Genomic DNA, 24,709 nt, shown 5'->3' with positions numbered 1-24,709 from the left:
GTGACGCGGCGTGCCCCGGCCTGGACGAGGGTGTCGGGCGACGCGGCCCGCGGCGCCGGGGCGTGCCCCTGCGGGCGAGCGTGCCGGTGCCTGGGTAGTGGCCGGTGCATGGGTAGTGTCCGCCCCGATGCACCGGGCCCGCGGCATCGCGGTCCGCGAGGAGGAGGATCACCATGGCCGATGGTCGGGACGGGGCAGCGGCGGAGGGAGCAGCCGCGTCGGGGCCGCCGGAGGCCCGTTCCGCGAGCGCGCGGGACGCGGTACGGCTCGCGGTCGTCATCGGTGCGCTGGGCGTGGTCTTCGGTGACATCGGGACCAGCCCGATCTACACCCTCCAGACCGTGTTCAGCCCGAGCGATCCGCACCCGGTCCCGGTCAGCACGCAGAACGTGTACGGGGTGGTGTCGCTGGTCCTCTGGTCGGTGATGGTCATCGTCACGGTCACCTACGTGCTGCTGGCGATGCGTGCCGACAACGAGGGTGAGGGCGGCATCATGGCGCTGATCACCCTGGTGCGGCGGTGGAGTTCGCAGGGAGGTGGGCGGACGGCCGTCGTGCTGACCGCGCTGGGCATCTTCGGCGCGTCGCTGTTCTTCGGCGACAGCATGATCACCCCGGCGATCTCGGTGCTGTCCGCGGTCGAGGGGCTCAAGGTCGTCGAGCCGTCGCTGGACGACGCGGTCGTGCCCGTCACCGCGGTGATCATCGTGCTGCTGTTCCTGGTGCAGCGCAGGGGAACTGCGGCGGTGGGCCGGGTGTTCGGGCCGGTCATGATCCTCTGGTTCGTGTCCATCGGCACGTGCGGCGTCGTAGGGATCGCCGATCACCCGGCCATCCTCCGGGCGCTGTGGCCGAGTTACGCGCTGGGCTTCCTCTTCGGCCACTTCGGCACCGCCTTCTTCGCGCTCGCCGCGGTCGTGCTCGCGGTCACCGGCGCGGAGGCGCTCTACGCGGACATGGGGCACTTCGGCCGCCGGGCCATCACGCGCGGCTGGCTGTTCCTCGTCTTCCCCGCCTGCGTCCTGAGCTACTTCGGCCAGGGCGCGCTGATCCTCGACGACCCGGCCAACATCAGCAGCCCGTTCTTCCTGCTCGTGCCCCACTGGGGACGGTGGCCGATGGTCCTGCTGGCCACGGCCGCCACGGTGATCGCCTCGCAGGCGGTGATCACCGGCGCGTACTCGGTCGCCTCCCAGGCGGCCCAGCTCGGCTACCTCCCGAGGCTGCGGATCGCGCACACCTCCGAGTCCACCATCGGCCAGATCTACGTCCCCTGGATCAACTGGCTGCTGATGGTCTCGGTCCTCACCCTGGTCTTCGCGTTCCGCAGCTCCGCCGCGCTGGCCTTCGCGTTCGGCATGGCGGTCACCGGCACCATCACCATCACCACGCTGCTGTTCTTCTACGTCGCCCGCGCGAAATGGGCCACGCCGGTGTGGCTGATCGCGACCGGCGCGACGCTTCTGCTCGCTGTGGATCTGCTGTTCGTGGCGGCCAACCTGACCAAGCTCGTGCACGGCGCGTGGCTGCCCCTGCTGATCGGTCTCACCGCGTTCACCGTGATGACGACCTGGCAGCGCGGCCGTGAGGTCGTCACCGCCGAACGAGCGGACCACGAGGGCTCGTTGCGCGAGTTCGTCGACGAACTCCGCAGCGGGGAGCGGCCGGTGCTCCAGGTCCCCGGCACGGCGGTGTTCCTCAACCGGGGCAAGCAGACGGCGCCGCTCGCCATGCGGGCCAACGTGGAACACAACCATGTGCGGCACGAGCAGGTCGTGATCCTCTCCATCGAGACCGAGCCGGTGCCCCGCGTACCGGCCGACCGGCGGATCGTCGTCGACGGCCTCGGGTACGCCGACGACGGGATCGTCCACGTCACCGCGCGGTTCGGCTACATGGAGACACCGGACGTGCCCGGCACGCTGGCGATGCTCGACCCTGCCGACACCGAGGGCCCGTTGCTGCTCGACCAGGCGTCCTACTTCCTGTCGACGATCGAGCTACGGCGCGGCCCGGCACCGACGATGGCTCCCTGGCGGAAACGGCTGTTCATCGCCACCTCCCACATCACGGCCGACGCCGCCGAGCACTTCGGCCTGCCGCGCGACCGGACGATCATCATGGGGTGGCACATCGAGGTGTAGACCCACCTGATGCATGGTGTCGAGGCGGACGCGGTGCGGTCGCTTCGGCCGGACAGGTCACTCGTTCGGCCCCGCCCTGCTGCGGGCGAGGGGTTCGCGGCCAAGGCTGGGGAGGCCGACCGCACGCCGGTGAGGCGCCCGCGCTTCCGCTCGGGCTGCCCATGGCCGCGGCGTGAAGGCAAGTAGGCGAGTCGGCAAGCGGGCGAGTAGGCATCAAGGCATCAAGGAGGGACGGCGTTCATGGCGAAGGCTTACCTGGTGGGAAGTGGTGTCGCGGCCTTGTCGGCGGCGGCGTTCCTGATCCGTGAGGGCGGGTTCGCGGGGTCGGACATCCTGGTGCTTGAGGAGCAGGACCGGAAGGGCGGGAGCCTCGACGCGGCCGGTTCGCCCGAGACCGGGTACACGATGCGCGGCGGCCGGATGTTCGAGATCCACTTCGACTGCACATACGACCTGCTGGGCTCGATCCCGTCCCTGGACGACCCGTCGAAGTCGGTGACCGAGGACACCTTCGCCTTCCACGAGGACTTCGCCTGGGACGACCACGCCCGGCTCGTCGACGCGGCGGGCAAGGTCGTCGACTCCCACTCGATGGGTTTCTCCGAGCGCGACCGGCTGGAACTGGTGAAGTGCGTGAGCACCCCGGAGAAGCTGCTCGACGGCAAGCGCATCACCGACTGCTTCAGCGAGGGCTTCTTCCGCACGAACTTCTGGTGGATGTGGTGCACGACGTTCGCCTTCGAGCCGTGGCACAGCGCGATCGAGTTCCGCCGCTACCTCAACCGCTTCGTCCACCTCTTCAAGACCTTCGACTCCATGTCGGGGATCTACCGGACTCGCTTCAACCAGTACGACTCCATCGTGCGCCCGCTGGTGAAGTGGCTGACCGAGCAGGGGGTGAGCATCCAACTCGGCACGCGGGTAACCGACTTGCGGCTGGCCGACGGGGACGCGCTCACCGTCGAGGCGCTCACCTGGACGCGGGAGGGCCGTAGAGAGGAGACGGAACTCCGCCCCGGTGATCTGGTGCTGGTCACCAACGGCTCGATGACGGCCGACTCGACGCTCGGTTCCACCGACACCGCGCCCGTGCTGGACACCTCCGGGGCCGCGGGATCCTGGCGGTTGTGGGAGACGCTCGCGGCGAAGCGGCCGGGTCGATTGGGCGATCCGTCGGTGTTCAACTCCTCCATCACGGACTCGACTTGGGCGTCCTTCACGGTGACGACGAAGGACCCGACCTTCTTCGAGCTGATGGAGAAGTTCAGCGGCAGCGAGGCCGGCAAGGGCGGGCTGATCACCTTCAAGGACTCCAACTGGCTGCTGACCATCGTCCTCAACCATCAGCCGCACTTCCGCGAGCAGCCCGAGGACACCTTCGTGTGGTGGGGCTACGGCCTCTTCCCGGACCGGGAGGGCGACTTCGTCCGCAAGCCGATGCGCGAGTGCACCGGCCGGGAGATCCTGGACGAGGTCCTGCACCACCTCCGCTTCGAGGAGGGCCCGCGGATTCTCGACCACTCGATCGTGATCCCGGCGCTGATGCCGTACATCACCAGCCAGTTCCTGGTGCGCAGTTCGGGAGACCGGCCGCAGGTCGTCCCCGAGGGCTCCACCAACCTGGCCTTCATCGGCCAGTACGCCGAGGTCCCCGACGACGTCGTCTTCACCGTCGAGTACTCGGTACGCACCGCCTGGACTGCCGTAGCCCAACTCCTGGGCCTGGACCGGCAACCGCCGCCGGTCTACAAGGGCGGCCACGATCCGAAGGTGTTGGTCGAGGCCTTGCAGACGATGCACCGCCGCTGACCTGTCGCGGGCGCGGACGGGTGCGCGGATGTGCTCCCTGGCATCGGAGTGCCAACTGGCCCTGGCATGCCGGGGTTTGAGCACCCGTACCTGTGCCCGCAACACCAGCGCCGCAGACGCGTGCGACCGGGGGATGCCGGTGGGAATCCGGCGCTGACCTGCAACCGTGTGCGGCCCGGCAGGGCCGCGAGTCGGGGCACCCGGCGTGCGTCGTGGCTCAGCGCTGTGCCGACGCCAGTGCCGCGCGGATCTCCGCGGCGGAGGCGGGAGCGGCCGGCTGGTTCCTGTACCGGTCGTCCTTGGTCACCGAGTAGGGCACGCAGAAGGCCGGAGTGCCCACTTGTGAGCGCCAACTCTCGCTGAGCGGACCCATGTCCACGGAGTCGTACCCGAGCAGCGAGAGCAACTCGGAAGCTTGCTTCTTCGCGTCCGGGTCGTTGCCGGCGATCGGTAGCGAGGTGCGGTCGGTCGCGTCGACGGGGCGTGGCAACGCCCTCAGGTGTTGGTAGTTGATGTTGTTGAACGCCTTCACGACGTGCGCCTCGGGCAGGTGCCGTTGGAGCAGTTCGCTGTCGGTGAGTTCATGCGTTTCGAGTTCTGGGATGGTGCCGTCACGCGGGGCGAAGTAGTTGCCGGTGTCGATGACCGTCTTGCCGACGAGGGGCTCCCGGGGAATCGCCCCCACCGCGCTGAGCGGGATCGTCACGACGACCCAGTCCGCATCTGCCGCCGTCTGTGCGGGAGTTGCCGCGCGGGCCCGCGGCCCCAGTTCGGCCACGAGGCCGTCGAGCGTCTGTGGCCCCCGCGAGTTGCTGAGTACGACGTCCAGGCCGGCGTCGACCGCCAGCCGGGCGAGCGTGCCGCCGATGTTGCCACTGCCGATGAGTCCAAGTGTCGTCATGCCTGGGACTACCTCCTGGTCGAGGTCGAGTGCCGACTCAGTGGTGATTGCTGAAAGTGGCTGCAGCCCGCCTCGCGGGTGCCGGGGGCGGGCTGCAGGTGCCGCCGAGCGATCAGTAGACGTACGGGATGTCGTGGATGACGTCCTGGTGGCTGATGCGCCAGACGCCGTCGGTGCGGCGGAAGGAGAAGCGGTAGTACCCGGACTCGATCGGCTTGATGGTGCCCTGGGCGCCGAAGGTGCCGGCGGGCCACCCGCCCTCGGGCTTCTTGATTCCGACGACGTCGAAGGTGATGAACTGGGTGTCGATGCCGGCCTGGTCGCCATCGACGGAGACCAGGTGGTCGTATGTGGTGTGGTGGCTCCAGCCCAGGGGCGGGTGCGGTGCCATGGCCGTGGACATGGCCGCCGCGATCTGCGCTCCGCCGGAGATCTTGCCCAGCAGCTCCGTCCCGTCGGGCCCGCGGTGGTAGTGGACCTCGACGACCGCGTCGGCCTCGTACAGCTGTGCCAGCGCCTCGCCGTCGCGCTGGTCCGCGGCCCGGGTGTATCGGGAAACGATCTGCCTGATCTCGGTCTCGGTGCTCATGGCGTTCTCCGGTTCTCCGTGTGGTGTGCCCGTCGGTTTCCGGGCTGGTGCGGCAGACGGGCAGGTGCCTCGGTCGGCCGCAATCTGCATGAGTGAAAAGTACATATCTCTCGACGGAAATGCAACAGTAAGAGTTGCTAATATGGGGGCGTCGGGAGTCACCCGACCGAGCGGCGGAAGAAAGAGGTACGAGCATGCTGGACGTGAGGTTCTCCAGCGCGCTGAAGGCCATGCTTCTGCTGGGTCATGCCGAGGAGCAGGGCAGTCCCGTCCTCAGCTCGACGCAGCTCGCCAGGAGTCTGGACACGAACCCGAGCCTGGTGCGCAAGCTGATGGTCCCGCTGGTGCAGGACTCTCTCGTCACGTCCATCAAGGGCCGCAGCGGGGGTGTACGCCTCGGCCGGCCGGCGGACCGGATCACGCTGGAGGAGATCTACCGCTCGGCCATCGGCGACAAGCCGCTGTGGGCCCCCCGGCCGGAGGGGCCTCGGGAGTGCCTGGTCACCAACCACTCCGCCGAATACTTCCTCAGGCTCACCGACGAGACCGAGGCGGCCGTTCTCCACGCGCTGGCGGGCCGCACCCTCGCCGACAGCCTCGACGAGCTGCGCGTCATCGACCGGGCAGGCGGAACTCCGGCTCCGGAACGGCCGGTGCCTGCGACGAGCCACTAGCCCGGCCTGTTGCTGTTGGGGTCCTCGCGCAGGGGTGACCCGCAAGGGGGTGATGGTGAGCATCGTGACGCGATCGACCAGGGCGTGAGACGAGTCGAATGCGGTGGAGTACGGAACCGACTCGGCTCCTGTGCCTGCTGGTTGAGACAGCGAACACTTCCCCTATCGTGGGTCGGCCTGCTCCAGGGTGTCTCCGTGGATGGTGTCCCGCCCCGCTCACTCCGGCTCTTCTGCTCCGCACAACGACGCCAGGTCCGAGGCGACCGACTCGGCTTCCTCCGATCCGATCTCGTGGAACAGCCGCACGGCGAGGGCCCAGCAGGTGGCTGCCCGTGCACGATCGCCGGTGGTCAGGGCAGCGCGCCCCAGCTTGCGGTGGCTCGTTGCCTCTTGATGAACGCTGCCCGCTGACCTGCTGTGATCCGCGGCCTCGCTGTGAGCCTCCAGAGCCCTGGACGCTTCCCCCATGCGCAGGCACATGATCCCGAGGCTGTTGAGAGCCTGCGCCGCTTCGAGATGGAGCCGCAGACGCCTTGAGATGTCTATCGCTTCCTTGAGGTGCGCGAGGGCGTCTGTGAACCGATGCAGATCTGTTTCCACGCTCGCCATGCTGCGCAGGGTGATGCAGATGTGTCGGCCGGCGTCGCTGCGCCGGTAGAAAGCGAGGGCCCTTTGCTGGTTGCTCAGTGCTTCGCCCAGGGCCCCGCGCCTGCGGAGAACCGACGCGAGGTTCGCCAACGCGCCTGCCCGACCGTGTTCGTCACCCAACTGGGTGAACAGCTCGTGAGCGCTTCTGTGCTGGGCCTCGGCCTCGGCGAGACGGCCGGTGAACACCAGCGCCATCCCCAGGTTGCTGCGGGTCAGCGCTTCGGCCTGGACGTCCCGAAGCCGGAGGGTCGCCTGCAGGGCTGCGTCATGCGTGGCCGCCCAAGCGTCCAGCCGCTTCGTGAAGTAGAAGTATCCGCGCAGAGCGTAGGCCAAGCGCCAACGCTGATCGTCGTGCTGTTCTCCGCCGGTGGTGCACAGGGCGACCAGGGTGGGGAGCGTGGCGTCCAGCCATGACAAGGCGGCCGGCAGGTCGGGCAGGAGGGGTTCGGGCCGTGGTGGCCTCGGTCGCGGGAGCCGGAACCGCATGGGGGAGACGATGTCGTCGGCCCGGTCGGCAACATCGGTGTAGAAGTCGTAGAGCCGGTTCAGAATGAGCTCTCTCTCCGGGGCGCAGAGCTCTCGGGCGTACTCACGCAGCAGGTCGTGCGTGCCGAACAGGCCGGGACCCGTCTCGGTGACGAGATGACCTCGCACGAGTGCGCGCAGGGCGCTGCCCGTCTCGTCGGCAGTGGCCTCGGTGGCGGCGATCAGAGCGTGCCGGTCGATTCCCGGACCGGGATGGGCTCCCAGGACTCGGAAGGCCAGTGACTCCTTCTCGGACAGCTCGCGGTAGGACCAGGAAAACACGGTGCGCAGTGCGGAGACGTCGTCTTCCCCGGCGTCCAGGAAGGTCAGTGATGGGCCCGTTGCCAGAGGCTCGCCGAAGTGCCCGAGGTCACCGGGGCCGCTCTCCGCCACCAGGGTTCCCGCGATGCGCAGGGCGAGCGGCAGTCCCGCGCAGTAGCGCGCCAGGGCGTAGGCGTTCTCCTGGACTGCGGCCGGGTGGCCGCCCAGTGCCTCGCCGAGAAGGCTCAGTCCGTCCGCCTCGCTCAAACGGTGCAGCTGGAAGGCTACGACCGGGTTGTGCACGGCGAGACCGGGCAGGCTGGTTCGGCTGGTGATGACCACCGCGCAGTCGCGACCGCCCGGGAGCAGCGGCCGAATCTGCGTCACCCGGCGCACGTTGTCCAGCACGACGAGGAGACGCCGGTCGGCACTCAGGCTGCGGAAGGCGGCTGCCCGTTCGGCGGTCGAGGTGATTTCGTCGGGCTGTGCGTGCCCGAGGGCCCGGAGGAAGCCCGCCAGGACGTCGTGGGCGTCCAGGGGCTCCGCAGGGCCGAATCCCTGGAGGTCCACATAGAGTTGCCCGTCCGGGAAACGGGCGCTCGCTCGGTGCGCCCAATGTACGGCGAGCGCTGTCTTCCCGATGCCGGCCATGCCCGTGATCACAGCGACGCCGTCGTGCGGCAACGAGGCGTCGAGCCTGGCGAGTTCGTCCGCTCGACCGAGGAGCGAGCCACCCGGCAGCGGGAGTTGACGAGGAGGCTGCCTCGGCGAGACCGCGGACCGCACATGGACATCGCCATGGATGACACCGGCCTGGACGACCGACCCGTGGGCGCCATCGATCCGGTTGTGGGTCCGTGAGAGGTGCGGGATCGGCGCGTCGTGCTCGCTCATCTGCGGCTCCGCGACTGGCGACGACCAGCGAGGGACGCCTTCAGTCTTCCCTGGCGGAATGTCTACGGAAACGCGCTTCCCACCTGCACCCTGACCTCCGCGTGATCCGGCAGGTCCTCATCGGCGATGAGCTGAAAGTTCTTGGGGCGGTGGGGATTCAGGTCGGAGACGATGCCCTGCGCGGAACCGAGGATCTGACCGGCATGGTCGTAGAACGTTGCTTCGAGGCTCATCAGAGTGATGGCGGACCCGGTGTTCGTCACTTCGCCGTAGACGACGGGATAGCCCAACGAGTTCCGTTTGACGGTGACCTTGTCGAACGTGATGGGGTCAGCGGCCTGATGCCGGTCCGGAGGGGTGCCGACCGGCGCGGGGTCCGGGGGGAGCCGTAGTTCGGTCGTCGGCGGAGTCAGGTTTCCTGCGGAGAGCCAGTCCGTGCCCTCGGTGTTGACGGCGCAGCCGACTGCCGTCAGCCGTCGGGCCAGCCGATGCCTGCTCTTGTCGGAGTCGCTCAGCCGGAGGGCGTACCGGCCGCCCAGATCGCTGAGTTGGCGGACCTTGCCGAATTCGACCAGGATCGTCTTCTCGGGAAAACGGCCGAAGGCCAGCCCCGCCTCGAAGAGTACGTTGGGACGCGCCTGCCCTTGCGGGCGGAGCTCGGGGTCATCGGGGTCGTTGGCATGCTCCGGCTTCAAGTGCACGACGTCGTCGGGCGTCATGAACACCACGATCGCCTGTGCCGAGGCCATGGCGGCGTCGAGTGCGTCGCCGATGTAGGGCGTGCCGTGCCCGGTGGTGCGGTCGAGGACCTCCGACCATTCGAGTGGGTGGAGATGGATCGCTCGCAGGAAGGCGAACAGTTCTGCTCGGGCCCTCCTGTCCCGCCCACTGAAGACGATGACTGTTCGGTCCTTCGGGTCCGGCAGTCTGGGAGGGGGGAGGTGTGCGTGCACCACTTGCCAGTTGTCGTCCTCTTCCGTGCCCTGGCCGGGTAGCCGGACGAAGGAGGCGGGCCCGAACGAGATCCTGTAGCGCTGTGGCTCCTTCATGGTCGCGGTGCGTTCCTGCCGAACGGCCAGACCTCGGACCAGAGTTGCGGTGACTTCGATCAGGACATCGGTGGTCGCCACCTCCTTGGGCCGTTGCAGAAGGCAGCCGAGCAGGTGGCCTTCGGGACGCAGTTCCTTCGTACCTTCGGGCGGTTCCAGCAGCCAGCTCACCTTGGGCAGTCCCATGCCCCGGATCGGCATCGTGGCGGGTGGCGCGAGCGGGACGGCGCCCACAAGCGGCTTCGCCGTAATCTCGGGACCGGTGAACGTGGCCGTGACCTCGACTCGCCGAAGGCTCCCGTGGCTGAGCGGCTCCAGGTGCAGAGGGAACACCACGTACGAGAAGCCCCAACTCTCGAAGTCGGCCAGATTCCCATAGCCGGCGAGCGAGTTGTCGTCGAGCCGGAAGACATCCGCTCGCCCGAAGACCACTCGCGTCTCCAGTTCAAGACGGCGGTCGTGCCCGGCGACCGGAACGCTGGAGTACAGCGTTTCGACTCCGGCGACGATCGGTTGGGGGCTGATCATACTGATCTCCTCGACTGCCGGCCCATTGAGGTCGCTGAGGCGCAAGAATACGTTCATGGCAGACATCTCCAGCCACTTGCGGGCAACCGCACACGGTGGCGATGCCTACCGGGGCGACATCACCCAGCACCGGTTGGCAACGGCTGTCCACGACGCGTGGCACGGCGATTCACTCGAAGGGCGAACAGCTCTGGCGGACTGCCCGCCACCCGGCGCGATCGCCCTGAGGAGCCGGTACCGCCACGTCATCGACTCCGTCAGCACGGGCGCCGTGCTGGCACCGGTGTCCCTGGAGGACTGGAACCGAGCGCTCATCGCCGAGACGGAGATCGACAACGCGGTACACACGGGGGACTACGCTCACGCCGCCCTGCTGTGCGGCGAACTCGCCGGCGACAGCGGCGACGAAGTGACCCTCACCAACGCGCTGATCGGATCGGGCGATGTTCATCGCGCCCTCGGCCAGGCCGAGGAGGCCGTCGACCATTACGAGACGGCGCTGGGTCACTCCGACTCCTGCGCCTACCGCTTCGGGCGCCTGCGGGCGCTGGTCGGTCTGGGACATCTGACCCTGACACACCACTCCGCGGTACGTGCGACGGAATTGTTCGAGGAGGCACTCACCCTCGCCGAACAGATCGGTGACCCGCTCTACGCGGCCAACGCCGTTTCGGGACTGGGCGAGAGCGCCGAACGGCGCCGCGAGTTGAACCAGGCCGCCGAGACGCACGAGCGGGCGTACACACGGTATGTGGAGGTGGCCAGCGTCACCGGCCAGGCCCACGCGGCACAGCGGGTCGGCGTCCTTCACCACCGCGCCGGGCGTCTTCAGGCCGCCGGGACCTGGCTCGTCGTCGCGGCCAGGGCGTTCGAGCGGTTCGACGATCCCGTCGGCACCGTCAACGTGCTGGAGAGCATGGGCGATCTACTGCTCGATGTGGACGACACGGACGAGGCCGAGGCCCGCTACCGCGAGGCGCACGCGCTGGCGGTCGCCCACCGCCTCGGGCCCGCCACGGCTCACGCGGAACAGAACCTCGGGCGGGTGGCGCAGGCCCGAGGTGACTGGGTCGAGGCGGTCGCCCGCTTCGAACAGGCGGAGCGAGCCTATCGAGCGCAAGGGGACCTGCTGGGCGTCTGCAACGCCCTCACCAGACTCGCGGACAGCCGGGAGCGGATGCCGGACAGGGACGGCCAGGCGGCGGCGCTGCGTGACCGCCTCTCCGCCGTGTTCGCGATCGAGGAGCACCGCGCGGCCCACAGCCGTGCCGACGCCCAACAGGAGTATCGAGAACGCTTCGGCAAGGTGTACGCGTCGGCTCTCCGCGCCGCGGTACAGGCCGGGTCTCCCGAGTCTTTCGTGGTCGTGGCCGACGGCCTGGCCGGACGACGGCTCGCCGGGCTCGCGACCCAGGACGTCCCGTCCACGGTGGCCGACCGGCTGACCCTGTTGCAGCATCTGCTGGTCAGCAGCGACCAGAGGTGGCTCGCTCAGCGTCGTCCGCCGGGCTCCGGAGGGTTGCGGTTCCCGGCGGGTATGGCCCGTCAGGAGCGACTGAACCTGCTTCTGGGCAGTACCGCGATCGGGGGCACTTTTCGGGAGCCCGCGCGGGAGGCGGTCGAGGATCTGTTGGCCGCGGTCTACCTGCCGCCCGTGAACGAAGGGGCGGCGCTGCTCGCAAGCCTGCCCGCTGCATGCCACACCTTGCAGTTGGTGGTCGATCCGCAGGATCCTCTGCTCCTGTACCGGATGTGGCGGGACGACCGAGGTGAAGTCCTCCTGGACAGCACGGCCCTGGAGTCGGCCGTCACCGCCGCCGAAACCGCAGGAGACGTCCAACTCATCGCCTCGGTCCTGGAGTTCCAGGGCCGCTACCTCGACAAGTACGACCCCGCGAGCGCGGTCGCCGTCTACGAACGCTCCCTCGCCCTGAACGAACAGGCCGGGCAGACCCGCGGCGCGGCGATCGCCGCGTTCTTCCTGGGCTGCGCGCTGGACGCCCGCGGCGATCACGTCGAGGCGCTGACCGCTCTGCACCGGGCCCATGACGCCCTGCTGGCCGACGCCGAACCGGACGTACGGATGGCGGCCCGGGCGCTGGCCGCCATCGGAGCCGTACACGATCGTCTCGGCGACACCGCGGCGGCGGACCGAGAGCTGCGGGAGGCGGTCGCGGTCCTGCGGGCGCGCGATGCGCTGCACTACGCGGCCGACCCCCTGGTGAGGCTCGCCGACATCGCGAGGCGGACCGGCGCCGACAAGAACGTGGTGCGCGGCTTCCTCACCGAGGCGCTCGCGATCTACGACGGCGAGGGCAACCCGGCGGCGGATGAACTGCGGCGCCGAATCGCGGAGTTGGAAGCCGACGACTGAGGCGCGCGGTCCTTCACCGGGCGTCCGGCCGGACCCGCAGGACGACATCCTCGGCAGGCCGGTCGCCCGTCCGGACCGTCACCGCGCGGTCGTCCAGCGGGAGGCCCGCGCGGAAACAGGCGTAGACGACAGCGGCCAGAAGCTGCGGATCACCGAGCGCCCCGGTGCCCGACGCCTCCACGACCGGTCCGTCCCGGAACCCCGCCAGACAGGTCCGCCCGCGTACGTCCGACACGGCCAGGAGACTGCCCGGCAGCCGGTCGAGCGTCTCCCGCACCCAGCGCAGCGCACCCGGCGTCGTCGATTCGGCCCCACGCCGGACGATGACCGAGGCACTCGCGGACACCCTCCCGTCGCGTTCGTCGTCCGTGCACATGAGATGGGAGAAGGACGTGGCGTCGTCAACCACGGAACCGCCGCTTCCGGCGACGGCCGCCGGAACGCGCGTCACGGTGACGGTCGGCCCGCCGTCCTCGTCGTGGACGTCGGTGGTCACCCGCCACGCGGTGACGGGCGTGGCGGCCGGCTGGGGGTGGGGTACGGCGAGCGGATACGGCGGCTCGGAGGCGGGCTCCGTCAGCCCGAGCAGGCGGTACAGGGCGGTGCGCAACTGGGCCAGCGCGTGGCCCGGTTCGGCGAAGGCCCGCGCGGCGACTTCCGCGTAGCGCTCCGGTTCGTGCTCCCGTACGACGTCCTCGATCCGGGTGCGCAGGTCTCCGCGCGCGTCCAGCCGGGGCGCCAGGTCCCCCAGCGCGTGAGCGGCCGTACCCGGAACGGCGTCGGCACCGAACGCGGCGAGCAGCAGCGGGGTACCCAGGGCCGCGCCGTACAGACTGACCGATCCGTGGTCGCCGATGAGGACGTCGGCCGCGACGAGGGCGGGGCGCCAGGCGTGCACCGCGGGCATCAGCAGGAGCCCCGAGTCCAGGGCCGCCGCCTGAAGGGTGCGGAGCGTCCAAGAGCCGTGTGCGGCCCAGACGTTGGGGTGGACGATCGCGCCGACTCGGTAGGTTTCGTAGGGGAGTTGGGCGAGGAGGCGGGCGGGAAGGTCCGGCTGGGTGCCCAGCAGGGAGGTCGGTCCCCAGGTGGAGCTGACCATGACCAGTCGCTGGTGTTCCGCGACGCCCAGTGCCTCGCGGTAGGCAGATCTCAACGGCGCGCTGTTCGTCAGTTCGTCGAAACACGGATCGCCCACCAGGAGAGTGCGCCCGGCGATCTTCGGATGGGTGGCGAGGAGTTGTTCCTCCTGCGAGGGATGCGAGATGGCCAGCCAGGCGCGGCCCGATTCGAGCAGCGCGTCCGGGACGACACCGGACAACCGCTCACCCGGCCCGCGCGAGTCGGGCACGAACTTCTGGAACCCCACGCCGTGCGGCAGCACGAGGACCGGACAGTCGCCCTCCGGTACGTCGATGTTCTCGCTGGCGGAGAGGATGAGATCCGGAGCGACGTCGTCCAACTGCTCCCAGGGCAGCACCCGGCACCCGGCATCGTGCAGGAGACCCAGGACACCGGAGTCGAAGGCCGAGGTCGGGTCGTGCGCGAAGACGACGGTGACACGGTGGTCGCCGCGCAGCAGTGCCGGGAGCGCTTCGAGGACACGGACGGTCGACGTGACCGTACGGGCGGCCACCACGAGGGTTCGCTCGCCGGAAATGGTGCTCCACCGATGGGCGTCCTGCCCCACCGGCACACGGAGTGGTGCCCTACCGGTCATGGCATCGCCCCTCGGCCGGCTCCCCGACACCGATCAGCTTGCGGCTTGCGGCTTGCGGCTTGCGGCTTGCGGCTTGCGGCTTGCGGCTTGCGGTAACGGTCACGTATCACACCTCAAGCCGCGTTTCCACCTTTCGCTTCGGGACGGTTCGCTTCGGGACGGTCTCGTCGGTCGCGAACGAATACAGGTTAACTACGGCGGCGGTCCTTACCGAAGCTCGGCGACCTCGCCCGACAAGTTTGCTTTAACAAGAGGGATTCCGAGGGAGCGGGCGGCCTAGTCTCTGAGACGGATGATCAACCCCCTCACCCCGTAGGAGCGCATGTGACGCACCTCAAACGGCAGTCCACAAGACGCACCGTTGTCCTCCGCCGCAGCGCCGTAGTCGCCACCGTCCCCGTCGCCCTCACGGCCCTGCTCGCGGCCGCCGCACCCGCCGGCGCCACGACGATCGGCTCGGCCGGCGTGGGCGACCCGTACTTCCCGCTCTCCGGGAACGGCGGCTACCACGTCGCCCACTACGACCTGACGCTCCGCTATGACCCGACGAGTCGCCATCTGGACGGCAAGGCGGTCCTCACCGCCCGCGCCACCGAGAAGCTCACCCGCTTCGACCTCGACTTCAAGGGCCTCAAGGTCACCGGCCTCACCGTCGACCACGCCAAGGCGGACTACCGCCGCGACGGACAGGAACTCGTCGTCATCCCGCGCCGGGCCGTCCGCAAGGGACAGAAGTTCCAGGTCACCGTCACCTACAACGGCGTCTCCGAGCAGGTCACCGACCCGGACGGCTCGGCGGACGGCTGGATCGCCACCGACGACGGCGCCTTCGTCGCCGGTGAGCCGCAGGGCGCGATGACGTGGTTCCCGGCGAACAGCCACCCCAAGGACAAGTCGTCGTACGACTTCACGATCACGGTCCCGCAGGGGCGCACCGCGGTCGCCAACGGCATTCTCCTGGGGCAGAAGACCACGCACGGGAAGACCACGTTCCGCTGGCACGCGCCGGAGCCGATGGCCGCCTACCTCGCCACCGCGATGGTCGGGAAGTTCAAGGTGGAGCAGTACACCACCCGCGACGGGATCAAGGTGTACAACGCCGTCGACCCCCGTGAAGTGGCCGCCGCCGCGCCCGTGTTGAAGAAGCTGCCCTCTGTCCTTGAGTGGGAGAGCAAGCTGTTCGGGCCGTACCCGTTCCGCTCGGCCGGGTCGATCGTCGACCACGCGCCGGACGTCGGATACGCGCTGGAGACGCAGGGGCGGCCGATCTACGACTCGGCGCCGGACCTCAGCACCCTCGTGCACGAGAACGCCCACCAGTGGTTCGGGGACTCCGTGTCGCTGACCTCCTGGAAGGACATCTGGCTCAACGAGGGCTTCGCCACCTACGCGGAGTGGCTGTACAGCGAGCAGCACGGCGGCAAGACCGCCCAGCAGACCTTCGACGCCCTGTACGCCCGCAAGGCGACCGACGGCCTGTGGGCGTTCCCGCCCGGTGACCCGGGCAGCGGCGCGAACATCTTCGGCACGCCCGTGTACGCCCGCGGAGCCATGGCCCTGCACGAACTGCGCCTGGCCGTGGGCGACAAGACCTTCTTCGCGATCCTGCGGGCCTGGGCGGGAGCACACCGCTACGGCCACGGAACCACCGCGCGGTTCGTCAGCCTGGCGGAGCGGAAATCGGGCACAAGCCTCGATGCCCTCTTCCACACCTGGCTCTACACGAAAGGCAAGCCGACCCAGCCGTAGGAGCTGACGAGTTCCTCACATGTGTCGGTCATCGTCGACTCATGATCACTCGTATTCCCTCGGTCGCACTCGTCGCCGCATCCGTTCTCCTCACGGGATGCGGCGGCGGTGCCCTGGCGGCGACGGACCACGCGTCCGCCCCCACTTCCGCCTCCTCGCCCGCGCCGTCGCCCTCGTCGGAGATATCCGCCGAGGCGGCACCCCGCCAACTCCCGGGCGTGGGGCCCAAGATGCTGGCCCGCATACCGGCGACCACCGAGCAGGTCGTCCTGGTGACCGGCCGGAGCGCGGACTCGCCCCTCTCCACCCTCGCCCTGTACGAGCGCACCGACGACGGCTGGGAGCAGACCGCGAGCTGGGCCGCGCACAACGCGCTCAAGGGCTGGTCCGACCACCACATGGCCGGAGACCTGCGCTCGCCGATCGGTGTCTATTCGCTCACCGACGCGGGCGGACTGCTCAAGGACCCCGGCACCAAGCTGACGTACGACCACGGGAGGGGGTTCGTCTCGCCCGGCACCGGCTTCGAGGGCGAACCCCTCGCCGGGTCCTTCGACTACGTGATCGCCATCAACTACAACCGGCAGCCCGGCACTTCACCCCTCGACTGGACCCGCCCCCTCGGCGCCTCGCGCGGCGGCGGCATCTGGATCCACGTCGACCACGGCGGCCCCACCCACGGCTGCGTCAGCATCGCCGAGGACCACATGAAGGAACTCCTGCGCACCCTGGACCCGGCCCGGCACCCCGTCGTCGTCATGGGCGACGCCGCCGCCCTCGACCACTGACCGCTTAGGATCCGCCAGGTGTGCGCACATGTGCTGGTCGCCGAGGACGACGAGATGCAGGCCGAGCTGATACGACGCTCCCTGCTGACGGAAGGCCACACCGCGACCGTGGTCCACGACGGGGCCGCCGCCATCGCGGCGGCCCGGAAACTGAGACCCGACCTCGTGGTGCTCGACCTCATGCTGCCGGTGATCGACGGCTTCGGGGTGTGCCGGGTGCTGCGCGGCGACGACGACATCCCCGTCCTGATGCTCACCGCCCGCTCCACCGAGGACGACGTCCTGCTCGGCCTCGAACTCGGCGCCGACGACTACATGACCAAGCCGTACAGCCCGCGCGAGCTGATGGCCCGCATCCGCACGGTCCTGCGGCGCAGCGGCCGGACCACCGAGGACCGGCCGGAGGACACCGTCGTACGGGCGGCGGGCCTGTCCGTCGACGCGGTACGGCACGAGGTGCGCTGCGACGGGGCGCCCGTCGACTGCACACCGGCCGAGTTCGAGATCCTCCTCGCCATGACCGCCGAGCCCGAACGGGTCTTCTCCCGGCGGCAGTTGCTCCAGTACACCCGGGGCCTGGACCGGGCGTCCACGGAGCGGGCCGTCGACGTCCACATCATGAACCTGCGCAAGAAGATAGAGGCCGACCCGCGCCGCCCGGTCCGGCTGCTGACCGTGTTCGGCGTCGGCTACAAGTTGCGCGGCGGTCGCGCGTGAGGCCCCGGATACCGCTGCGCAAGCGGCTGTTGGTCCGGCTGCTCGTCGCCACCGTGCTGATCGCCCTCTGCTCCGTCGGAGCGACGGCCTGGCTCGCGGTGGAGACCACTACCCGGGCCATCCGGGAGGAGCAGGGCCAGGACCTCGCGGACGACATGCGCATCCTCGCGCAGCTCAGCGGATACGCCGCGACGCACCCCGAGTGGAAGGGTGTCGAACCCTCTCTCCGCGCGCTGTCGAAGAAGATGGGTCGGCGCATCGCCCTCACGACCTCCGACCGCGCCCTCATCGCGGACTCCGCACCGCACGGCACCTCACTGCCGCCGCGCGCCGCCGCGAACGTCGACCCGCTGCACACCGACACGTACACGGAACCCGGCGCACAGCTCAGCGGCCTCGACCCCCGGGTCGTCGGCCCGTACCGGGTGACCGCGAAGGAGCGGGTCCGGCTGGCGAAGCTGGCGAAGGACCGCCAGGCGTGCTTCAAACAGAACGGCATCGACACGACCATCACGATGACGCCGAGCGGCCGCCCCGTCCTCAACGACGCGGACGGCAACAATGCCAACGGCGACGTGCCCGAGATGTGTGCCGACGGGAAGCTCAACACCCCGACCGCCACCGAGAGCAAGGCGTTGAAGAGCCTGATGGCGAGCGCCCAACCCTGCATGGTGCGGGGCGGCCTGAGCTTCAAGGCCCCGTTCTTCGCGGTCGACATCTCCGACAAGAGCCTCGGCTCCCGCTACCTCACCGGCGCGTACAACAAGCTGGGCGACGCGGCCGACGTACGCAAGGCGCAGGCCTGCACCGACAGCGCCCGGCGAACCCAACTCGACCCCTACGTAGCGCCGGTGGCCGAACTGTTCCTGGGCGGCGGGAACACCACCGCTCCCCGTTTCGCCGTCTCCCCGGCGAACAAGGCCAAGGTCGTCGGCGCGGCGGCGGCTGTCCTCGCGCTCACGGTCCTGGTGACGGCGGTCGTCGCCACCAGGCTCGTACGACCCCTGCGCGCACTGACCGAAGCGGCCCAGCAGCCACCGGAGTTGCACGTCCGGGTGCCGGTGAGGACCCGGGACGAGACCGGCATCCTGGCCGAGGCGTTCAACGACCTCACCGAACGCCGCGAACGCATGGAGGCCCAGCGCAAGGCCATGGTCAGCGACATCGCCCATGAACTGCGCAGCCCCCTCACCAACATCCGCGGCTGGCTGGAGGTCACCCGCGACGGCTTCGTCGAACCCGACCCGGCCCTGCTCGGCGCCCTGCACGAGGAGGCGATGGTCCTCCAGCGGGTCATCGACGACCTCCAGGACCTCGCCGCCGCCGACGCCGGTACCCTGCGCCTGCACCGCGAACCCGTGCGCGTCGAGGACCTCGTCGACCAGGTCGTCGCCGCCCACCGCGTCTCCGCCGACACGGCAGGGGTCGCCCTCACCGGCAAGACGGACAACTCCCTCTGGCTGGAGGCGGATCCGGTCCGTATGCGCCAGGTGCTCGGCAACCTCGTGTCCAACGCGCTGCGCCACACCCCGGCCGACGGCACCGTCACCGTGACCGCGTGGCGCGACGGCGAGGACATCGTCCTGACCGTCGCCGACACCGGCATCGGCATCGCGCCGGAGAACCTCCAGCACGTCTTCGAACGCTTCTGGCGCGCCGACCAGTCCCGCAGCCGCCGCACCGGAGGCAGCGGCCTGGGCCTGTCCATCGTCCGCGACCTGGTCGCCGCGCACAACGGCACGGTCGAGGCGGCGAGCGAGCCCGGCGCGGGGTCGGTGTTCACGCTACGGCTGCCCAACTCCGCGGCACCGGAAGGGGATTAGCGGCTGCTCGACTTGTGTTCGCTGGGCGGGAGTCGGTGACGGCTCGACTCGTGTTCGCTGGGCGGGGGTTGGTGACGGCTCGACCCACGTCCACCGGCCGGGAATCGGCGGTCGCCCAACTCGCGGCCGTTGGGCGGGGATTGATGGCCGATCAATTCTCGTCCACCGGACGGGGATTGGTGCCCGTCCAACTCCCGGCCACTGGGCTGGGATTGGCGACGCCTCAACTCCAGGCCCCCCCGATGGCGATTGACGCCCCCTCAACTCCCCACCGCCCCCGGCGATCGAGCGCGATCACTGCTCCCGCAGCCCCCACGGCGACCCGTACTCCGTCAACAGGTCCAGGAACGGACGGGCCGGGAACGCCTCCGGGCCCAGCACGCCCGAGCCGGTCCACGCGCCGGTGGCCAGCAACTCCAGGGCGATCACCGGGTTGATGGCCGTCTGCCAGACCACGGCCTGGGAGCCGTACTCCGCCATCGACCACTGGTTGTCGACCACGTGATAGAGGTACACCTCGCGCGGCGCCCCGTCCTTCGTGCCGCGCACCCACGTGCCCGCACACGTCTTGCCGTGCATACGGTCGCCCAGGGTCGCGGGGTCGGGCAGACACGCGGCGACAACATCACGCGGGGACACGGCAGTTGGCCCTGCGGCACTCGGTACGGTGACCGGCTCGGTTCGGTCAAGTCCCAGCAGGTGCAGGGTCTTCAGGGTCTCGATGAACTCATTGCCGAGCCCGTACTTGAAGGTGACCCGGCGCGCGTCGACCCAGCGCGGCACGAGCAGCACCTCCTCGTGCTCCACGTTCACACACTCCACCGGACCGATGCCCTCGGGGAAGTCGAACACCTCGGGCTCACTGAACGGTTCCGTGGTGAACCAGCCGCGGTCGGCCTCGTAGACCACCGGCGGGTTCAGGCATTCCTCGATCGTGGTCCAGATGCTGAAGGAGGGCGCGAAGTCATAGCCGTCGACGGTGAGGTTCGCGCCGTCGCGGATGCCGATCTCCTCGATCTCGTCGAAGAGTTCATCGGCCGCGTACCGCGTGAACACGTCCGACAGCCCAGGTTCCACTCCCATCCCGACGAGCGCCAGCGCACCCGCCTTCTCCCACTCCTCCGCCGCCGCGAACTGCGCGTCCCCGAGCTTGACCCCGCACTCCTCGTACGGCCGATCGGGATGCGGCCGGGACAACGACATGGCCATATCAAGGTAGTTGGCCCCGGCGGCTCGCGCCGCACGGAACAGCGGCAGGACGAAACGCGGGTCGGTCGCGTTGAGCAGCACGTCGCACTCGTGCGACCGCAGTGCCGCTACGACGGCGTCCTCGTCGCTAGCGTCCAGCCGCGCGGCGCGGAAGCGGGCGCCGGCGTCCCCGAGCGCGGCGACCGCGGCCTGCGCGCGCGACAGGTCGTAGTCGGCGACGACCATCGCGTCGAAGAACGGACGCCGGGCCGCGATCCGGGTGACCGCGGTACCTACACCACCGGCTCCCACGAGCAGTACACGCATGGCAAGAACTCCTTTTCTCTGCCGAGCTGCGAACGTCAGCGGGCCCTGCCGGAGATACAACGCCGGTCGCGCGGATAAGGTCAATGGCGTTGGCATAAGGACGTGCATGGACGCGCATGGATGCGTCCGGACGGGCAAGGAGGCCGCGATGCCGAAACCGGTGGTGTCCGAGGACAAGCGGCGCCGGCGCCGACCCACCAAGAACGGCACGGTCCTCTCCGAGCAGCTGATCGTCGACACGGCCCTGCGCATGCTGCGCGAACACGGCAGCGCGGGCCTCACCGCCCGCCGCCTGGGCCTCGCCCTGGACGCCGACCCCAGCACGCTCTACCGCTACTTCCGCGGCATGGACGAGCTGACCCTGGCCATCGGCGACGCCCTGGTCGGGCAGGCGCTGCGGGGCTGGGAGCCGACGGGGGAGTGGCGGGCCGACCTGCGCGCGATCGGCCTGCGCATCCACGCCGCGTACGTCGCCCACCCACAGGCCGCCCAACTGACGGCGAGCCGCGTCACCGGCCGCCCCAACGAACTGGCCGCCGACGAGGCCGTACTGGACGTCCTGCGCACCGCCGGCTTCCCCCTCCCCGACACCGTACGGATCTACCACGCCTTCATCGACCAGACCCTGGCCTTCGCCGCCCTCGACGCCGCGTCCCTGGCCCTGCCGAGCGCCGCGCTCCGCGCCGACGAGGCAATGTGGCGCTCGACCTACGCCCGCCTGCCCCGCACCACCCACCCCCGCATCGCCGAAGCGGCCCCGCTACTGGCGTCCCGCATGGTCGACAGCGCGTATCCGACGGCGTTGGAGATGCTGCTGGACAGCGCCGCCGCCCAGCTGAAGTCCGCGCGTCCCTGAGCAGCTCGTGCGAGGTCCACCGCGATGGGGCAGCGCCCTAGAGGGGGCGCGGGGCTGTGTCGATATGCGGCTCCGCCGCGTGGGCGCGACCAGCCACAACGGCGCCGCACCCGAACAACAGCACATAGCGCCCCCACGACGGAGCCGCACATCGCCCCGGTCGGCGGCCCACTCAGCCCTGCAACGCCACCGCCGCAGTCCCCACGACCGCTCCCGCCACCGCCGCCAACGCCGGCGAATCCAGCTTCCACTGCTGCCAGTACAGCGGGACATCGACCGACCCCGACGGCGCGAAGTTCACCAGCCGCCCGGCATCCAACAGCGGCAGCGCCTGCATCTCCGGGACCATGCCCCACCCCAGCCCGGCGGCGACGGCGGCCACGAAGCCCTCCGACGTCGGCACCAGATGCCGTACCGCACTCGCGCCGCCCTGCCCCCGCCGCAGCCGCCGTACGAAGGAGTCCTGGAAGTCGTCCCGTCGGTCGAAGGTGATCACCGGTGCCTCGGCCAGGGCGTCCCGCAGTGGACCGTTGCCCAGATACGTCTCCCTGAACTCCGGGCTCGCCACCGGGAGATAGCGCATCCGCCCGAGCGTACGTACCGAGCAGCCCGGGACGGCGTCCGGTGACGAGGTCACCGCCGCCATGACCAGGCCCTCGCGCAGCAGGGCCGCCGTATGGTCCTCGTCCTCGCGGCGGAGTTCGAAGCAGACCCGGAGTTCGCGTGGGACGCGGGTGAGGGCGTCCAGGAACCAGGTGGCGAGCGAGTCGGCGTTCACCGCGATCGATACGCGGGTCGGTTCGCCGGCCTCGCTCATGCCCAGCTCGGCGCGCGCGTCCCGTTCCAGGCGGGCCAGTTGGCGGGCGAAGCGTACGACCACCTCGCCGGACTCGGTCGTACGGACCGGTTTGGTGCGGAGCAGGAGGACCCGTCCCGTGCGCTGCTCCAGGGCCTTCACGCGCTGGCTGACCGCCGAGGGCGTCACATGCAGCGCGGAGGCCGCCGCGTCGAACGTGCCCTCGTCCACCACCGCCAGCAGCGTCCGTACCTGATCGAGGGGCAGCTCCGAAATCATCACGAGCGCTAATGTTACGTAAGAATCTTTAGCTGTACTCCTGATGCGGGCGTCCTTAGCGTCGAGGGCGTGACCAACGCACTCTCCGCCGCCGCCGCGGGATTCGGCACCGGCCTCTCGCTCATCGTCGCCATCGGCGCCCAGAACGCCTTCGTCCTGCGCCAGGGCATCCGCCGCGACGCCGTCCTCGCCGTCGTCGGCATCTGCGCCCTGTCCGACGCGCTCCTCATCGCGCTGGGCGTCGGCGGGGTCGGCGCGGTCGTGGTCGCCTGGCCGGGCGCGCTCAAGGCCGTCGGGCTCATCGGCGGCGCCTTCCTGCTCGGCTACGGCGTCCTCGCCGCCCGCCGGGTGTTCCGCCCCGCCGCCCTCCAGACCGAGGGTGAGTCGACCGGCTCGCGCCGCCGGGCCGTCCTGACCTGTCTGGCGATGACCTGGCTCAACCCGCACGTCTACCTGGACACCGTGTTCCTGCTCGGCACGATCGCCGCCGACCGCGGCGCACTGCGCTGGACCTTCGGACTCGGCGCCGTCTGCGCCAGCCTGTGCTGGTTCACCGCGCTCGGCTTCGGCGCCCGCCTGCTGAGCCGTTTCCTCGCCAAGCCCTCGGCCTGGCGAGTGCTGGACGGCCTGGTCGCCGCGACGATGATCGGGCTCGGCGCGACGCTCGCCGCCGGTGCGTGAGACGGCGGATTCGGCAGCCACGGCCGCTCCTGCGATAGTGAGCCCCGGCCGATTAGATGTAGCGAGCAATCAGGAAGCCAGTGGACACCAGCGAGAGCACCGACAGCGGCACCGAACCGGAGTCGGCGAAGGCCGAGGAACCCGCGTCAGGCCCCCGGCGCGGCTGGCGCCGCTGGGCGATGGACACCCGCCCCCTGCAGATCCCCGCCTACCGCCGCCTGTGGTCCTCGACCATCGTCACGGCTGTCGGCAGCCAGCTCACCGCCGTCGCCGTACCCAAGCAGATCTACGACATCACCGGCTCCTCCGCCTGGGTCGGCGCAGCCAGCATGGCGGGCCTGCTGCCGCTCATCGTGTTCGCGCTGTGGGGCGGCGCCATCGCCGACACCATGGACCGCCGCAAACTGCTGCTGATCACCAACAGCGGGATAGCCGTGACCTCGGTGCTGTTCTGGGTCCAGGCCGCCATCGGGCTCGACTCGGTGGCCGCGCTGATGGTGCTGCTCGCGATGCAGCAGGCGTTCTGGGGCCTCAACGCGCCCGCCCGCAACGCCTCCATCGCCCGCCTGGTCTCCGCCGAGCAGCTGCCCGCGGCCAACGCCCTCGGCTCGACCGTCATGCAGACGGGCCAGGTCGTCGGACCGCTCCTCGCGGGTGTCCTCATCCCGGTCATCGGCCTGCCCGAGCTGTATCTCATCGACGCGCTGGCCCTGTGCGTCACGCTCTGGGCGGTCGTGAAGCTGCCCTCGCTGCCGCCCCTGGAGTCCGCGACACCGCGCCGCGCGGGCTGGCGCGAGGTCGCCGCCGGCTTCCGCTACATCTCGCTGCACAAGGTGCTGCTGCTGTCCTTCCTCGCCGACATCATCGCGATGGTCTTCGGCATGCCCCGCGCCCTGTTCCCGCAGCTCGCCGCCCAGACCTACGCGCCCTACGGCGAGGGCCTCGCGCTCGGCATGCTGTTCGCGGCGATCCCCATCGGGGCGGTGGTCGGCGGTCTGTTCTCCGGCACGTTCTCGCGGGCGCGCCGGCACGGCTGGATGGTGATCGGCGCGGTCGTCGCCTGGGGCGTGGCCATCACCGGGTTCGGGCTGAGCAGCAATCTCTGGATCGGCGTGGTCTTCCTGGCCGCCGCCGGAGTCGCCGACATGGTCTCCATGGTGTTCCGCGGGGCGATCCTGCTGTCCGCCGCCACGGACGAGATGCGCGGCCGTATGCAGGGCGTCTTCACCGTCGTGGTGGCGGGCGGCCCGCGCCTCGCCGACGTCCTGCACGGCACGGCGGGCTCGGCCTTCGGCCCCCGTACGGCGGTCGCGGGCGGCGGCATCCTGGTCGTGGTCATCATGCTGACCCTGGCCGCCACCGTCCCGGCGCTGCGCCGCTACCGCATCTGAG

At 69.9% G+C, this 24,709-nt stretch carries 18 protein-coding genes; 11 read left to right on the top strand and 7 right to left on the bottom strand.

What is annotated here, in order from left to right; genetic code table 11:
• Positions 1–173 precede the first annotated feature (173 nt).
• Both SPR02S_RS11245 and SPR02S_RS11240 read left to right on the top strand, forming a co-directional pair.
• Positions 174–2,144 (top strand): potassium transporter Kup, encoded by a 1,971-nt coding sequence (locus SPR02S_RS11245; RefSeq protein WP_019057058.1) that lies wholly within the window; start codon positions 174–176, stop codon positions 2,142–2,144.
• A gap of 240 nt (positions 2,145–2,384) precedes the next feature.
• Complete coding sequence (locus SPR02S_RS11240) at positions 2,385–3,953, top strand: oleate hydratase (RefSeq protein ID WP_019057057.1); 1,569 nt, start codon at positions 2,385–2,387, stop codon at positions 3,951–3,953.
• Positions 3,954–4,170: 217 nt separating this feature from the next.
• Here SPR02S_RS11240 and SPR02S_RS11235 read toward each other — a convergent pair whose 3' ends face one another.
• Positions 4,171–4,854, bottom strand: coding sequence for an NADPH-dependent F420 reductase (locus tag SPR02S_RS11235; protein WP_019057056.1), 684 nt, complete (start codon positions 4,852–4,854; stop codon positions 4,171–4,173).
• 112 nt (positions 4,855–4,966) lie between these two features.
• Positions 4,967–5,443, bottom strand: coding sequence for a nuclear transport factor 2 family protein (locus SPR02S_RS11230; protein WP_019057055.1), 477 nt, complete (start codon positions 5,441–5,443; stop codon positions 4,967–4,969).
• 194 nt (positions 5,444–5,637) lie between these two features.
• Between SPR02S_RS11230 and SPR02S_RS11225 the strand changes: the two genes are divergently transcribed.
• On the top strand, positions 5,638–6,117 hold the full coding sequence (locus SPR02S_RS11225; protein WP_019057054.1) for an RrF2 family transcriptional regulator: 480 nt from the start codon (positions 5,638–5,640) through the stop codon (positions 6,115–6,117).
• Between the two features lie 216 nt (positions 6,118–6,333).
• Here the strand turns inward: SPR02S_RS11225 and SPR02S_RS58920 are convergent, their stop codons facing one another.
• Positions 6,334–8,445, bottom strand: a complete 2,112-nt coding sequence (locus SPR02S_RS58920; RefSeq protein WP_019057053.1) for a tetratricopeptide repeat protein — start codon at positions 8,443–8,445, stop codon at positions 6,334–6,336.
• A 62-nt stretch (positions 8,446–8,507) separates the two neighbouring features.
• Positions 8,508–10,022, bottom strand: coding sequence for a TIR domain-containing protein (locus SPR02S_RS58915; RefSeq protein WP_158697804.1), 1,515 nt, complete (start codon positions 10,020–10,022; stop codon positions 8,508–8,510).
• Positions 10,023–10,077: 55 nt separating this feature from the next.
• On the opposite strand from SPR02S_RS58915, the gene SPR02S_RS11210 reads away from it, so the two are divergent.
• Positions 10,078–12,396, top strand: a complete 2,319-nt coding sequence (locus SPR02S_RS11210; RefSeq protein ID WP_019057051.1) for a tetratricopeptide repeat protein — start codon at positions 10,078–10,080, stop codon at positions 12,394–12,396.
• A gap of 13 nt (positions 12,397–12,409) precedes the next feature.
• Here SPR02S_RS11210 and SPR02S_RS11205 read toward each other — a convergent pair whose 3' ends face one another.
• Complete coding sequence (locus SPR02S_RS11205) at positions 12,410–14,113, bottom strand: hypothetical protein (RefSeq protein ID WP_043258193.1); 1,704 nt, start codon at positions 14,111–14,113, stop codon at positions 12,410–12,412.
• A gap of 324 nt (positions 14,114–14,437) precedes the next feature.
• On the opposite strand from SPR02S_RS11205, the gene SPR02S_RS11200 reads away from it, so the two are divergent.
• The 4 genes from SPR02S_RS11200 to SPR02S_RS11185 are packed head-to-tail and all read left to right on the top strand — an operon-like array spanning position 14,438 to position 19,190.
• Complete coding sequence (locus SPR02S_RS11200) at positions 14,438–15,862, top strand: M1 family metallopeptidase (RefSeq protein WP_019057049.1); 1,425 nt, start codon at positions 14,438–14,440, stop codon at positions 15,860–15,862.
• Positions 15,863–15,903: 41 nt separating this feature from the next.
• Entirely contained in the window at positions 15,904–16,650 is a 747-nt protein-coding gene (locus tag SPR02S_RS11195; protein ID WP_019057048.1) for a L,D-transpeptidase family protein, read from the top strand.
• Positions 16,651–16,668: 18 nt separating this feature from the next.
• Positions 16,669–17,367 carry a response regulator gene (locus tag SPR02S_RS11190; RefSeq protein WP_026150426.1) on the top strand — a complete coding sequence of 233 codons (699 nt, stop codon included), beginning with the start codon at positions 16,669–16,671 and terminating at the stop codon, positions 17,365–17,367.
• Positions 17,364–19,190, top strand: a complete 1,827-nt coding sequence (locus tag SPR02S_RS11185; protein WP_026150425.1) for a sensor histidine kinase — start codon at positions 17,364–17,366, stop codon at positions 19,188–19,190. Before SPR02S_RS11190 ends, SPR02S_RS11185 begins: the two co-directional genes overlap by 4 nt.
• 294 nt (positions 19,191–19,484) lie before the next feature.
• On the opposite strand, the gene SPR02S_RS11180 is transcribed toward SPR02S_RS11185, so the two are convergent.
• Positions 19,485–20,705 (bottom strand): saccharopine dehydrogenase family protein, encoded by a 1,221-nt coding sequence (locus SPR02S_RS11180; RefSeq protein WP_019057045.1) that lies wholly within the window; start codon positions 20,703–20,705, stop codon positions 19,485–19,487.
• 148 nt (positions 20,706–20,853) lie between these two features.
• Between SPR02S_RS11180 and SPR02S_RS11175 the strand changes: the two genes are divergently transcribed.
• Complete coding sequence (locus SPR02S_RS11175; protein WP_026150424.1) at positions 20,854–21,561, top strand: TetR/AcrR family transcriptional regulator; 708 nt, start codon at positions 20,854–20,856, stop codon at positions 21,559–21,561.
• Positions 21,562–21,733: 172 nt separating this feature from the next.
• On the opposite strand, the gene SPR02S_RS11170 is transcribed toward SPR02S_RS11175, so the two are convergent.
• A complete protein-coding gene (locus SPR02S_RS11170) occupies positions 21,734–22,636 on the bottom strand; it encodes a LysR family transcriptional regulator ArgP (RefSeq protein ID WP_026150423.1) in 903 nt (300 codons plus the stop codon).
• 69 nt (positions 22,637–22,705) lie between these two features.
• Here SPR02S_RS11170 and SPR02S_RS11165 point away from each other — a divergent pair, with 69 nt between their 5' ends.
• Together SPR02S_RS11165 and SPR02S_RS11160 are read left to right on the top strand one after the other, a co-directional pair.
• The gene (locus SPR02S_RS11165) at positions 22,706–23,317 is read left to right on the top strand and encodes a LysE/ArgO family amino acid transporter (RefSeq protein ID WP_019057042.1); all 612 of its coding nucleotides are present in this window, start codon (positions 22,706–22,708) and stop codon (positions 23,315–23,317) included.
• A gap of 80 nt (positions 23,318–23,397) precedes the next feature.
• Positions 23,398–24,708 (top strand): MFS transporter, encoded by a 1,311-nt coding sequence (locus SPR02S_RS11160; RefSeq protein WP_019057041.1) that lies wholly within the window; start codon positions 23,398–23,400, stop codon positions 24,706–24,708.
• The last annotated feature ends 1 nt before the right edge of the window (position 24,709 follow it).

The organism is Streptomyces prunicolor NBRC 13075 (assembly GCF_000367365.1).
Lineage (GTDB): Bacteria > Actinomycetota > Actinomycetes > Streptomycetales > Streptomycetaceae > Streptomyces > Streptomyces prunicolor.
The sequence above is the reverse complement of the archived record's forward strand: the minus strand, read 5'-3'. Positions and strand labels throughout refer to the sequence as shown.